This is a genomic window from Pseudomonas sp. C27(2019) (assembly GCF_008807395.1).
Classification (GTDB): domain Bacteria; phylum Pseudomonadota; class Gammaproteobacteria; order Pseudomonadales; family Pseudomonadaceae; genus Denitrificimonas.
Genome location: NZ_CP043320.1, coordinates 551,615 through 564,142 on the forward strand (window position 1 = coordinate 551,615; position 12,528 = coordinate 564,142).

12 protein-coding genes are annotated in these 12,528 nt (G+C 44.7%); 6 read left to right on the plus strand and 6 right to left on the minus strand.

The window, feature by feature from the left end:
- Positions 1-3: 3 nt before the first annotated feature.
- Together FXF61_RS02610 and FXF61_RS02615 are read left to right on the plus strand one after the other, a co-directional pair.
- Positions 4-372: a hypothetical protein gene (locus FXF61_RS02610; RefSeq protein WP_151183809.1), complete on the plus strand. Its 369-nt coding sequence runs from the start codon at positions 4-6 to the stop codon at positions 370-372.
- Positions 373-467: 95 nt separating this feature from the next.
- On the plus strand, positions 468-2,099 hold the full coding sequence (locus FXF61_RS02615; RefSeq protein WP_151183810.1) for an MBL fold metallo-hydrolase: 1,632 nt from the start codon (positions 468-470) through the stop codon (positions 2,097-2,099).
- A gap of 98 nt (positions 2,100-2,197) precedes the next feature.
- Here the strand turns inward: FXF61_RS02615 and FXF61_RS02620 are convergent, their stop codons facing one another.
- Positions 2,198-2,413 carry a DNA-binding transcriptional regulator gene (locus FXF61_RS02620; RefSeq protein ID WP_151183811.1) on the minus strand — a complete coding sequence of 72 codons (216 nt, stop codon included), beginning with the start codon at positions 2,411-2,413 and terminating at the stop codon, positions 2,198-2,200.
- 133 nt (positions 2,414-2,546) lie between these two features.
- Positions 2,547-2,804: a helix-turn-helix transcriptional regulator gene (locus FXF61_RS02625; RefSeq protein ID WP_151183812.1), complete on the minus strand. Its 258-nt coding sequence runs from the start codon at positions 2,802-2,804 to the stop codon at positions 2,547-2,549.
- 135 nt (positions 2,805-2,939) lie between these two features.
- Between FXF61_RS02625 and FXF61_RS02630 the strand changes: the two genes are divergently transcribed.
- From FXF61_RS02630 to FXF61_RS02640, 3 genes are read left to right on the plus strand one after another with little or no spacing between them, the layout of a single operon-like run.
- Complete coding sequence (locus FXF61_RS02630) at positions 2,940-3,155, plus strand: hypothetical protein (protein WP_053103477.1); 216 nt, start codon at positions 2,940-2,942, stop codon at positions 3,153-3,155.
- Positions 3,156-3,158: 3 nt separating this feature from the next.
- On the plus strand, positions 3,159-4,325 hold the full coding sequence (locus FXF61_RS02635; protein WP_151183814.1) for a site-specific integrase: 1,167 nt from the start codon (positions 3,159-3,161) through the stop codon (positions 4,323-4,325).
- On the plus strand, positions 4,318-5,181 hold the full coding sequence (locus FXF61_RS02640) for an HD domain-containing protein (protein WP_178087242.1): 864 nt from the start codon (positions 4,318-4,320) through the stop codon (positions 5,179-5,181). The genes FXF61_RS02635 and FXF61_RS02640 overlap by 8 nt, the downstream gene beginning before the upstream one ends.
- A 76-nt stretch (positions 5,182-5,257) precedes the next feature.
- Here the strand turns inward: FXF61_RS02640 and FXF61_RS02645 are convergent, their stop codons facing one another.
- The 4 genes from FXF61_RS02645 to FXF61_RS02660 all read right to left on the minus strand — a co-directional run bounded on the left by FXF61_RS02645 (position 5,258) and on the right by FXF61_RS02660 (position 11,341).
- On the minus strand, positions 5,258-5,509 hold the full coding sequence (locus tag FXF61_RS02645) for a hypothetical protein (RefSeq protein ID WP_151183816.1): 252 nt from the start codon (positions 5,507-5,509) through the stop codon (positions 5,258-5,260).
- A complete protein-coding gene (locus FXF61_RS02650) occupies positions 5,506-7,644 on the minus strand; it encodes a tyrosine-type recombinase/integrase (RefSeq protein WP_178087243.1) in 2,139 nt (712 codons plus the stop codon). The genes FXF61_RS02645 and FXF61_RS02650 overlap by 4 nt, the downstream gene beginning before the upstream one ends.
- 783 nt (positions 7,645-8,427) lie before the next feature.
- Positions 8,428-10,659, minus strand: coding sequence for a hypothetical protein (locus tag FXF61_RS02655; protein WP_151183818.1), 2,232 nt, complete (start codon positions 10,657-10,659; stop codon positions 8,428-8,430).
- Positions 10,649-11,341, minus strand: a complete 693-nt coding sequence (locus FXF61_RS02660; protein WP_151183819.1) for a hypothetical protein — start codon at positions 11,339-11,341, stop codon at positions 10,649-10,651. Before FXF61_RS02660 ends, FXF61_RS02655 begins: the two co-directional genes overlap by 11 nt.
- 144 nt (positions 11,342-11,485) lie before the next feature.
- Between FXF61_RS02660 and FXF61_RS02665 the strand changes: the two genes are divergently transcribed.
- Entirely contained in the window at positions 11,486-12,310 is an 825-nt protein-coding gene (locus FXF61_RS02665; RefSeq protein WP_151183820.1) for a competence protein CoiA family protein, read from the plus strand.
- Positions 12,311-12,528: the final 218 nt, after the last annotated feature.

Genomic DNA, 12,528 nt, shown 5'->3' on the forward strand with positions numbered 1-12,528 from the left:
ATCATGACACACTATACATCCCATCCCCACCGTCTTGATCCTTCTGTTGAGCAACTGGATCTGCTTTCTATACGCTGGGCACCTCAGTTGCAGAATTTGAATTGGGCTGAGTCTGTACTAGAGTACCGCCGCTTTCTTAGTCTGAAGAAAAGCTATCCCAGCCAGCTATTTATTCCTTCTGGTGCTGCCTTGCAAGTATGGCAAGCGCACATTCTCGATACGCGCCGCTATCGCAGTGACTCCGAACGTATCTTCGGGCGTTTTATAGATCACTTTCCATACCTTGGCTGCGACAGCCTAGCTGACCGACGCGAAAGACATTTTGCCGAACAGCACTATCAGGATCTATACGCCAGGCACTTCCCAGCTTAAATCAGCGTTTTGCCGTATTTGAAAATCAATTGAGACAGATAGGTTCTTTTATATAAGAGCTATGGATTCTGTCACCCAAAATAAAGGAATAGATCATGCTTAAAATTAAATTTGTTGGCGCAATCGAAGGTGTTAGCGGTTCGTGCACTTGGCTTCATCACACTGATTCAGATACCCAGTTTTTAGTGGATTGCGGTATGCATCAGGGTAATGAGCGTGATGATTGGGCTAATCGTCAGGACTTTCCTTTTGAAGCTGCGCGACTCAAATACGTGTTACTGACTCATGCCCATATCGATCATTGCGGTCTGCTGCCTAGACTTGTCAGTGAGGGTTTTAATGGCTTGGTGTATGCCACCCGCGCGACTCGAGAAATTACTGAGCTAATGCTCTTAGACTCTGCCCGGATAAGTAAAATGTATACGGAGGCGGATGTTAAGCAGATTCGCTGGAGTATCTTGGATGATGACTTAGGATTTAAGTGGGGTCGTAGTATTCGTCTTGCTGAAGGTGTTTGGGTCGCTTATCTACGCAGCAGCCACATCCTCGGAGCATGTTTGATCAGCATTGCATGGAAAGTGGATGGAGAGAACCGCTCCATCTGCTTTAGTGGTGACGTAGGTTGCCAGGCTGATGAGAACGCTTACCTGCCATTGATGAAGGGCGGCCAGCATCCTTTTGCCGACACCGACTATATCGTTGTTGAATCTACTTATGGCGGGCGTGTTCGTGCACAAGAGCATCAAAATTATCAACTGCGCCTTGAGCGATTAGCTGAAGTCATTGCCCACACCTTGTTCGTTAAAGGTGGCAAAGTTTTAATGCCAACTTTCTCTCTGCATCGTGCCCAAGAGTTGCTGATGGATGTGTTGCAGTGGATGAAGGTTAAGCTACCGGCGAGCCAGCAGGTTACTGGTCACTACGATAGGCCGCTGACGGCCAATATCCATGCGCCATTAGGCCGTGAGGTAACTCAAGTGTATGCAAAGCATCTGTGCAGTAAGTCACCAAACGGCAAGTTTAAATATCTGAATACCAATCTGTGTGAGTTGTTAGCGATGAATGCTGATGAAATTAAAGATATGTTGCAGCGTCTTGTTGAGCATGGTCAGTTCAAAGTGGGAGATGGTAACTACCTGAATATGACTAAACCCAAGCAGTCAGCTAATTTTGATGCTGATATTGTGATTGCCAGCGCGGGCATGTGTGATAACGGTCCAGTAGTTGGCTATCTGGAAAGCTGGGGTGCCGACCCACGTAACACTGTTATTCTCACAGGTTATCAAGCTGTAAGCTCGAAAGGGGCTGAGCTGATGAAGCGAGCAACCTCATTTAACATGCCGTTTGATAGTCTCTCTGTTGGTCAAGCGGAAGTAATTGATATGTCGCCGTACTACTCGGCACATGCCGATCAAAAAATGCTATTAAATTTCGTATTCCGTACTGATGGGTATGGCCGTAATAAGCCTGCAACACTACTTATCAATCATGGCAATCCAGAAAGTAAATATGCGCTACGTAACGCCGTTGAACAGCGTGCAGCGATGAACAGTGAAAGTGATCGTCGAATTAAAGAGGTGAGAATTGCCGATGCACGTTGGCTCAACTTAGATACTGGAGAATATATTGAGCACAGTCATTCTGAACAAGAGCTACTGAGTGAGCTTGCTGCTTTGCGGTTGCAGGTCGAGCTTCTTAATCAGAATGCAGAAAACTTAGATAAATAAAATACTTTATCGAGCAGGGAAGGCTGTAAAGCTTGCCCTGCGAACTTTAACAGTAAAGTAACCGAGATTTGCTGCATGGCTCATGCGCGGCGTAAGTTCTACGGTTCGCATTGATCTTGCTCTCGGTTGTGCAAGGTTGCGACCTCAATGCCGATTCCCTTAGCAGGGAGGGTTTGAGTCAGGCCAGTAGCTTTGCGGATTTCCTTTACTTGAATAGCACCAATATGAGAATCGGCGGACGGTGCAGACTCCCCCTTAATGATTTCATCCATCTGCTGTACGCTTTCTAAAAGATCGTCGAAGAATATACTCATGGTGTTTATCTCCATGCCTCAATAATTTGCTTAAGCCCTCTGCAGAAAACTTGCCATTTTTACTTAGCGATTTATGATCGTTATTAGAAGTGTGCTGCCATCAGGTCGTAAAACTATTTTAGGCTACCAAGCGTCAACTATCTGCGCTTTGTTCTTCTTCTTCCCCTTCCTCATCAGGAATGTACTGCAGTAACTCTCCTGGTTCACATTCAAAATACTTACACAGCGCATTAATAGTTTCTGTCGTACAGGTATAGCCAGGAGTGTTGGCTATGCGTGTCAGAGTCGCACGACTGATTCCAGTCTGCTTACTGACCTCTGCAAGAGTGATTTTTCTTTTCTCTTTAAATGATTTGTTATCCAGTTGCTGGACAAGAAGCACTCTGATCATGGGCTTATCTGTGATTGAAATGAGTCTGCATTGTAGCAAAGGCCTCATAAAAGATGCAAAAAGATCTTGACTTGCCTTTTTTGTGATGTATTCTAATCACAAATGACGCAAATCAATCGCAAAGGAGCATTTGTCATGACGACTTACTTGACTACAGAAGAGCTTTCGCAGCGTATTAAATACGATACTCGCACTATTCGGCAGTGCTTGATGAACGCAGTGTTATTTGAAGGTGTTCACTACATCCGCCCGTTTGGTGGTCGAAAAATCTTGTTCATTTGGGAGCAGGTAGAGGAAACGATGCTGCATGGTGCTTCGGCTAACGATTTAATTAATATGATGGAGGGGTAAGCCATGGCTACTATTAATAGCCGTGATGGCAAACTGTATATAGATTTTCGTTACCGTGGCATTCGTTGTCGTGAGCAAACGCGTGTTGCAGATACGCCTGAAAACCGGGCGCGACTCGAGCGGCTACTTCTCATGATTGATGGGCAGATTAAAAAGGGCACTTTTAATTATGCTCATCACTTTCCTTGCAGCCCGCGTGTTGCTCAATTTGAAAAATTAGCTGATGCCGAGCGTACTGCAGGGATAAGTGGCAGTACGAAATTATTCTCATCTTTTGCTGAGCGGTGGCTCTCTGAGAAAAAGGTGGAGTGGCGTGAGAGTCAGATTGAAACAGTTGAAGGCATTTTTAATGTGCACCTCTTGCCTAAGTTTGGCGCATTACAGGTCTCTGAGATTAGTAAAAGTCAGATTTTAGGCTTCAGGAAAGGACTGCATGAGCCTGATATTTTAAAAGGCCGCAAACTGTCACCCTCTAGAATTAATCACATCATGACCTACTTGCGGATGGTATTGAATGATGCTGCAGAGCGCTTCAAATACGAATCCCAGTGGAAGAATATCAAGGCTATTCCTATACCGCGCTCTGAGGTTAAGCCGTTTAGTTTGACTGAGATTATGCGCATGCTTAAGGCTGTGCGAGAAGACTATAAACCGTATTACACCGTGCGTTTTTTTACAGGTCTTCGTACGGGTGAGATTGATGGCTTGCCTTGGAAGAATGTTGATTTTGAACGCCGAGTCATACACGTCCATCAGGCTCTTGTACGAGGTTCGATTGGACCAACTAAAAACAGCAGCTCGTACCGCACCCTGATGATGACTGACTCAGTATATGAGGCAATGAAAGTGCAATGGTCCTTGACAGGGCATCGCAGTGAGTTTGTCTTTTGCGGACGTAATGGCCAACCTTTAGATTATCGTAATGTTGCTAACCGGGTTTGGTATCCCTTGCTGAATTACTTATCTATGGAGCGGCGCAACCCTTATCAGACACGACACACAGCAGCTACTTTATGGCTTGCCGCAGGTGAAGCGCCTGAGTGGATTGCGCGTCAATTAGGACACTCCAATACGGGCATGTTGTTCAAGGTTTATTCGCGATACATACCAAATTTACGTGGCCGTGATGGTGCCGCATTTGAGCGTTTACTGGAGGCAGCAGATGAGTAATACAACACAGCATATTTTGGCTTGGGTATTGAAAGTAAGTGAAGATGGTACGACAGAGACTTGGACTCTATCGAACTCTAAAGTGAATATTTTTATCACAGCTAAAAAAGGCGCTATGAGTCATGTGAATGAAAATGGAGCCCTAGCTAATGTTGTTTTTTGTAATGGAGAGTTGGTTGGTCATCCAATAGTTGTTGACTCTCAAATCACCGCAGGGTTTGCATATAAACAGTTTCAGATGGTTATGCCCGGTAATGAGGAAAAGCTGCGAGTAATGTGGACTTTGCTAGGTTTGATTGAGGATCCCGCGCTTAAAGCTTTTTATTGGTCTGTGTTAAGTGACGATAAAATCATGAGTAAGTTTTATCGAGCAAAAGCCAGCGAGAACCATCATCACTGCCATGACGGCGGACTGTTTGAACACAGCGTTGATGTTGCTACCTCGGCGGTTTTACATGCCCGTCAAAATGGTTTGGGAGATCGTACCGCTAATATTGCTTTTGTTTCTGGGATATTGCATGACATCGGAAAAATTGAGATGTACTACAACAACCCAGGTGCAAAAAAAGCAGATGGTTGCCAACATGAGGCTTTAAGTTTTATGGTTTTATCTGAGCAGTTGGAGGCATTAAAAGCAGCAGACGCTGTGTTGTTTGATGCTATCTCCAGCACACTAACGGCTAAAATAGGCAGCTCGCGCAATGAGTACTTGTCAGAAACTATTGTGCGCATGTGCGATAGGATTTCAGCAGATGCTCATCGTACTCGTCAGGTTTTTGCAGGTAAGCCTGCACACTATTGGTATGTGCGCTCAGCTCGAGATAAGCGAGTTTTTAAACGTCTTGATGAGGCGTAATGGCTACTAAAATGGCATGGATGCGCGTCTTAAAGTACTGCTCAACTGCAATGGTTGAGCAGTAATACTCACAGTTCTAATTTAAATCGCAGTCTTCACCATCTTCATGAGTCGATTCATTATTGTCGCTATTTTGCCAAGCTTGTATTTGATTTGGCGTGAAAAAAATTATAGCCAGTCGATGCAAAAGTACGTTCAGCGCTTGTGAGCTGAACTGCGATAACCCTTTCTCCATGTACTTTTCTTCCTCTACGTGTCGTAAAAATAAACGTGCCAGCCCGTTAGGGTGTTGAGCAACACGCTTGAGTGGAAATGTCTCAGTTTTCATATGTGGACTACATGCCCAGTCAGAGACTGTCTGTTCAGGGGCATTTGTAATAAAATCTTCCACCTGTGCCAGGGGTAAAGCTGGCTTGCTATGCTCATAAAGCGTTTAAAAATATTAGGGTCCGTAAACCTAATGCCTGCACGTGAGGATGTGCTGTTTAGTAGTGCGTACTTGAGGAGCCATTTGAACTCTGTAAGCTCTAGTGGGTTTCTACGCAGGTTACGAATAGCGTGTAGGCCTTCCTCAATATCCTGTTTTTCATAACTGTTATTTGGCGCTGCAGGCAAAATTTGATGTCTGCGGGCGAGCGGAAATAGTATTGATGTACCTTTGACTGTTTTGAGTCCACGTAAGGCTACTGCTGTCTGATACCAGGCTGTAATGCGCTGCTCATCACACTGATAAAATGTTGCCAGTTCATCGTAAGATTGTCCGTCCTGTATTTTTTCCAAAATAGCTCCGCTTATTATGTAGTGTGAGTTCTGGCGCGGAATAAGGTACTCCGGATTCTCACTTGTAGGCGGTTGTTCTTTCAATTTGTTTGTATAGCGCAGCAGTTTTTTAGCGGAATATGCATAGGTTTCTTGCGGGTGCATAGCTTTATTTTTTTTCAGCAGTGCTATGCGGTGTGGATTTAGACCAAACAGGGCTTTGCCAAGGTGGTCATCGAAAGGTCGTTGGTTTGCTTGTAAATGCAGTCCTACTAGGCAGTCTGTAAAATGTAAATAAGTGCTTAACGTCATGGCAGGACTGCTGTGTCCTGCCATGGCCGCTAATGCGGAATAGCGATCACGTTTACGACTCCTACCGACGATTAGGGTGAGAATCTCATCCACTTGCTCGTCAGAGTATGGAATAAGAGCTTGTAGCACTGGTGGTAGCTCAACCAGATCACGATGCAAAATTAACTGCATGCGAGATAACGCGCTATGCCGCATGTGGTACAGGCGGTACTCGAGACCGCCGGACAGATCGTAAAGAACACTGCTAACTAAACCTGCGATGCTCGATGTATTGATCATTTCAGCACTGTTTTCAGCCGTGCAAAAAAGAAGTTCACTTAGACTTTTTTGCTCTAGCCTGCGCTCATTGATATAAGCGTTAACGGTATCTACTTCGTGCTCTGCTAGTAGCGGGAATAGTGGAACTTTACGCAGAGCAGCAGGTGTTTTGTTTTTTCCAAACCTATTATTGCGCGGGTACAAAAAACCTTCGGGTGATGGTTCGATATCTTTGAGTCTGAGCTTTGCCAGCTCTCCCGGCCTTAGGCCGGTTCTGTAGGCCATGATTAAGAACGTCTGTAGCAGTAGTGCTTCGCGTGTATTGGTGTCGTATAAACGTTTGACGACTGCAAGCAGCTCTAGAAATAGCGGCTCATCAATAATTGCAGCGCTTATGTGGATGATTGTCTTTTTGTTTTCTGCGTTAAGCGAGAAGGGCAGATGAGCAAAGCCGAGTTCAAGTACTGCAAAGCTATGCATGTCAAATAGTCTGTCGGCCTTAAATTCTCTGTTTTTATCTGATTGCCGTCTGTTGAGGATTGACAGGTATAGAGTATGAAAATCTTCACCGTCAAATGTATCAAGGGGCTCTAGATAAGCCTCTGCAATCCATTCATCGCCTATGGCTGTTAAATAGCGTTCTGCAGTAGATACTGCATTTTTCTTATGAGCTAAGTGGTCATACAGCCAGCGGCATAGGAGATCCTCGCTGGCGTCAAGATCCGGAGTAATAAGCTGTTTAACAGCGTTTATGATTACAGCTCTGCTTTCATGGCGAGCGAGGTCTTTGCGCAGTATCTTTTTAAGTTTATTTACAATGGTGCTGGGTTTGCTTTTAAGACGCTTAACAGGTCTTGTTTTTGCATTGCTGGCTGTCTTTAACAGGTTAATGTTCTCTGCACTGCATCCGTAAATTTGCTTAGTATAGAGGCGCTTCCAGTAACATAATGGAAGGCTAGCGCTATGCTTTCGGCCGGTAATGTACTCAACCAGTATCTGCGGTAAGTTTACGCCTGTTTGGTTTTCTGTAACTGCCGCAGCACCGTCTCTAAATAAAGTGCGCGAGATTTTAATGTCCAGCTGGCTGGCCACTTTTGCCCTGTAGTGGTTAATAAACAGTGAGCTGTCATCCATATGGTTAGGCTGCCATGCATCAGGTTTAGTACGTAATAGCTGAGAAAGTACGGCTAAACTGGTTGGGTCGAGAAATAGGTTCACTAGGCAGGCTGGTTGATCCTCGCCTTGGTTTTGTGCTGGGCGGTAAAAGTTACTTGGGTAGTTTTCGCTTGGCTCCGTTTCTAAGCTGATAAAAAGCGCGGGGGCGCTGCCTTGTAACGGTTTGCTTTGCATAATGCTGCGGGCAAGGGCAGGCCAAAGGTGCATGCGTGTTAGGCCGCTATATAATAAAGAGCACGTCAGAAATAGAATAAAAAGCTCTTCAGTATCCATGGTTGGATTAAGCTCTGCTCGCCACTGTTTCTCTGCTGCAAGCATATCGGTAGAGCGTTTATGCCATGCATTATTGCGTGTTGGCTTAATGCGGCGAATCGTATTCCATGGTGTTGGAACATCTAATTGCCACAAGCCGTTTTCATTGCCGTCCTCTATGGCAAAGCTAATAAAATTATAGGCTCGGCGATAATTGCTGGTATTACCTAGAGCTGCTTGCAATGCCTTATCAATGCTGGGCCAAACCTCTGAGAATCGGGTACTTTCCGGGTTTTCAATACACATTTCAGGCAGGTGCTGTTGAAAAATGCTGGTGGCCTTGCGTAGGTTTCTGAAGTCTTCTTTTTTACGTTGCTCTTTACGCGTCCGCCACCCGGGCAATAACTCGGTATTGAACTCTATATGAGCCAAAATAAGCTTATTTTGCGATGCTGAAGGCATCGAAGATTCATATCCATTTGTCATGAGTTAGCTCCAGCCTGCTATTGCTTGGACATCCAGTTCATTTAACAACTGCTCAATCTGATCACTGATTTGTGTAAAGTCGTGCAGGGATAAGCTACTGAAACAACCCAAGCCTTCCTCACCAAACTCCTCATGACCCATCCAGCTGTTGATAAGCTCGTAATGAATATTTTTATTTTTAAAATAGGTTCTGAGGTGGTGTCTGGGCCAGTTGTACTGAAAAGGTACAGTATGTTTTAGCACTTGCTTGAGCACGCTGGGCGTTAGCCCTACTGCGTGTGCTGCTTGAGTCGATGGACTATCAATAAAAAATAGTAGATTGCTTTCTTTGTTTAAGACTTGTTGGCAGTGCAGGGAAATATTATCAGCTAAAAGGCGCGTCTTTTTTACAAGAGTTTGAATGTGCTGCAGGTACAGTTGGACTTGTAGTGCGGCTGTTTTAGGCAGTACCACAGTCCGAGCTGACAGGCCATTGCGGCGCTCTTTGTCACTAATCCACCAAGTGGCATTGTGCGCGTTATAATCAGTCAAGCTCCCAAGCGGAGCATTCACGTTACGGTGTCCGGTCGAAAATATGAGGAGTAACCATACGTAGCATGTGTATTGGTTGTGAAACTCGTACATGCTGGTCAGTGATGTACTTTTTTTAAGAGCTGGGTCTGGTTGCAGCAGTTTAAATAATTGTTTCAAAGCATGATCTTGAATTTTTATTGCGCTGCCGAGAGTGTTGGGTAGTTGCTGAATAACAGGTAAGTCGTAGTTGAGTTCAGCAAAACTAAAAATATCCTTTAGGTAGTGCTGGTGATTCAGTAGGAAATTGCTTTCATTAAAATGAGTATAGGCAATGGGTGCGTATTGCTGTGCCGTTAAGGCTCGTAAAATTGCGCTTTCAGCAGGGTCAAATCCATTGCAGGAGTACCAGTGACCTAGGTAGTTGCTGATACGGCCTAGGGTTAATCGAGTTGTATATTTATTGTTGATAACTTTTAGGAGTGTGCGAGCTTGATTGATGACCTCATCATTAATCACGATCTGTTCAATTGCTAGGCTTGTTATCAGAGGCATTGGCACTCTAAAAACGGTATGTGTAGGGCTTGATATAAGAGGCTCAATTATTGGGTCCTGTGTGCCACTAGGTACTAAGTGAGGCACTTCGTAAATCAGTAACCATTGCCTTTTTGCAGAGAACCATAAACGAATATTAGGTAGTTGCTCTATGCGCAGGCCGCTAAATAGCATAATGAGTAGAATGTCAGCCAGCACGTGCTGTTCTTCTGGTAGTTGTGCCTTGTTGGATGCGGTAAGTAAAAAATTTCGTATGTCCCATCTGCTGAGATGTTCAACTGAGCATGGTAGCGAGAGGTTGCGCATATAAATTTGCTCTGCAAATCGCTGGCCGTGAATAGCTTTTTGGGATCGTGATAGATTGTGCTGCGACTTATTAGTGGTACGCAGTGTTTTTGTGTTTTTTAGCGTAAGGGACTCGTCAGTCTCATCGAGTCCATGCTTACTGGGTTTATCGGAAGTGAGTTCTTCATAAGCCACGCCGCCTTCGTAAATAGTCGTTACGTTTGCAGGCGCTGGCGACTGTGCATCTGTAAGAGGCCTTGCTTTCTGGGTGCGGATGATGCCGCTTTTAAACTCAATAGCGTTGCTAATTGCCACTGCTATGTAGTCAACATACCATTTTGTATTTTTATCCAGTAAGTTTTTACGAGTCTGATCAAGATCGGCGTTTAATGTTTTGAGGCATGTACTCTCATCGATTTCAGGCAGCAATTTAAAGGCTTGACGGTGTTTTTTGTTCGCAGCAAATAAGCGGATTTGTCTCAGAGCTTTTTCTATTGCATTGCTATGATTTCCAATCAGACTCAGTTGCATAGTGCTGAAAATTATTAAGCATTTATACAGTTGGTACTGTTCCTGTTCATGAGCGTCCCAATCTGGAAATGGAGTCGTTGCTAATGCAGCTGTGAAATCTAAGACGCCTAGCATGCTCGCCTGTTTGATTGCGCGAGTTAGCTCGTTTTGCTGGTTATTATTCGATGTTTGCGGGCTGGCGTTTAATGTATTGATGTATGCCTCAATGGTACTGAAGTGGTTCAGCCAGCTGTCCGGAGTCCGGTCTAGTAATGCGCTTAGCTCAGACGTAATTACACCGCGGAAACCATCGATAATATGGTGATTTGGAAATACAAATTCATTTAACTTGTCGTTCACGTTATCAGTCAGCATTGTTACCCTCCGCCTCTACACACTCATCTTTTTCTTCATTCTTATTCAGAGCATTGATGATATCTTCAAGGCTGGAATTGCCTTGCCGCTTTGTCATAATTGTTTTCGAGCGTTGCTGGTAGATTGCACGTCGTGATTGTCCTGATTGCTCAGCGAAAAAAGTATCGGTTAGCGGACCTCCAAAGAAGTTTTTAGACAGCTCCGCTGGAACGTACTTTTTTATATTGTCGATAATCAGGCTGGATTGCCGCACATCAGCAGCTATATATAGCTGCTCTAGAAATATGGGCCATGCCATATTTTCTGCTAGCTGCTCTACATCGACGCCATACATAAGTAATGTTCCAAGCTCAGGGTTCGCATTGTTCCAAAAATAAGGTGCCCAGAATGGGAAAATAACCTGAAAGCCAGTGGGTTTGTTATCCTTAGAAATCTTGTGGCTTTCTGTTTGAAACGTCATGCTGCCAACCAAGATGCGAGGTAGCGAATTTAAAAAGCGCTCCTGCTTTGGTGTTGTTTTCAGCATGAATGGTTGCTGGATCAGGCACTGATAGGGCTCACGTACTGCTGGGTGAATACTGAAGGTAATGTCATGGTTTTTTGAATAGATGAGTTGAGGCATGAAAGTTACTCGCTGCAAAATTTCAGCGAAGATAGCAGTGGAAGCTGGAAGTGCTTGCACGGTTAAGTGACGTTTTTCGTAACTTAGCTGCAGAGTAGGGTTGTAGCCTTATTATTTGCAAGTGAGAGGCTGGAGTGGTTGTTAAAAATTAAGCTGAAGTGGCAGTAGGCTGCTGCTGAGTAAAGTGATTTATGCGGAGTATTAATGGACGTTGATTCGCGCATCCCGTTTGGTTTAAGCACTGATAGTGGGCAGATTGTAGATGTTGGAAGTGTTGAGCGTGGTAATGCTTGTCGATGCATTTGCCCCTCATGTAAAACACCACTAGTCGCAAGGCATGGAACTCAAAACGCATGGCACTTCGCCCACCGTAGTCAGAAGACACACAACGAAACTCGCAACGAGTGCGATTACTCCTTCGCAGTTTCTGTCAGGCTAATGATTCGGCAGCTTGCCACTAATGGTTTAAAATTTAAGGTGCCGCGGCTTGAGGGAGTGCTTCCTGCTTATAGTGAGTTTACTCATCAAGCAAAAGATTTTGACTATCTGGTGACGGAAGAATCGCTTTTGACTCTAGAGGACGTCGAAGTAGGGGCGGCTTTTTGTGGTGAGACTGTAGATGTACTAGGACTTGTGAAAAGTGTTCCATTTGTGGTGCATGTCACCTATAAGGATCGAAACCTGCCTATTAGTCTCAAAGAACCCCAGGTGGCTAGGAGTGGTGTGATTGAGCTTAATGTCGATGATTTACCGCAGTTATTTGCTAAGGAAGATAGCGGACAGTATCAAGAGGTTCTTCGTCGATACATTGAGGACCGAACAGATGGTAAGACCTGGGCTTATCATCCTCGTGAGAAGAAGCTTAAAAATATTGCTATAGCGCAGCGTGATTCTTGGCTAGACCAGCAAGAAGCTGAGGTAAAACTTAATACGTCTGCTAACTTTACTTGTCGTATGTGTGGCTGGGTAGGGCCGAGCATAAAGTGTGAGCCATGCGATTCTCATTTGTACACAAGCAATAAAATATAGCAGCCTGAGTGGTCGACATATCCAGAGCGCTCTGGATCGGTAGTTGATCGAGAGCGTGCCCATCTAGAGATATATTCAGTGTCTCGTTATACCAGTTGAGTTCATAGATACCCATAACCTTTGCGGTGAAGATTAGCTGATCAGTTGTTGCATCAGGGGGAGGGGTTCGAATTTTACTTTCCAATCGATCATGCAGGCCCACTCCCATAGATCAATAT

Coding starts and splice junctions, on each gene's coding strand:
- FXF61_RS02620 (WP_151183811.1), bottom strand. CDS start 2,413: ATGAGTATATTCTTCGACGATCTTTTAGAAAGCGTACAGCAGATGGAT.
- FXF61_RS02630 (WP_053103477.1), top strand. CDS start 2,940: ATGACGACTTACTTGACTACAGAAGAGCTTTCGCAGCGTATTAAATAC.
- FXF61_RS02655 (WP_151183818.1), bottom strand. CDS start 10,659: ATGCTGACTGATAACGTGAACGACAAGTTAAATGAATTTGTATTTCCA.
- FXF61_RS02665 (WP_151183820.1), top strand. CDS start 11,486: ATGGACGTTGATTCGCGCATCCCGTTTGGTTTAAGCACTGATAGTGGG.
- FXF61_RS02625 (WP_151183812.1), bottom strand. CDS start 2,804: ATGATCAGAGTGCTTCTTGTCCAGCAACTGGATAACAAATCATTTAAA.
- FXF61_RS02635 (WP_151183814.1), top strand. CDS start 3,159: ATGGCTACTATTAATAGCCGTGATGGCAAACTGTATATAGATTTTCGT.
- FXF61_RS02645 (WP_151183816.1), bottom strand. CDS start 5,509: ATGAAAACTGAGACATTTCCACTCAAGCGTGTTGCTCAACACCCTAAC.
- FXF61_RS02640 (WP_178087242.1), top strand. CDS start 4,318: ATGAGTAATACAACACAGCATATTTTGGCTTGGGTATTGAAAGTAAGT.
- FXF61_RS02610 (WP_151183809.1), top strand. CDS start 4: ATGACACACTATACATCCCATCCCCACCGTCTTGATCCTTCTGTTGAG.
- FXF61_RS02650 (WP_178087243.1), bottom strand. CDS start 7,644: ATGGATGACAGCTCACTGTTTATTAACCACTACAGGGCAAAAGTGGCC.
- FXF61_RS02615 (WP_151183810.1), top strand. CDS start 468: ATGCTTAAAATTAAATTTGTTGGCGCAATCGAAGGTGTTAGCGGTTCG.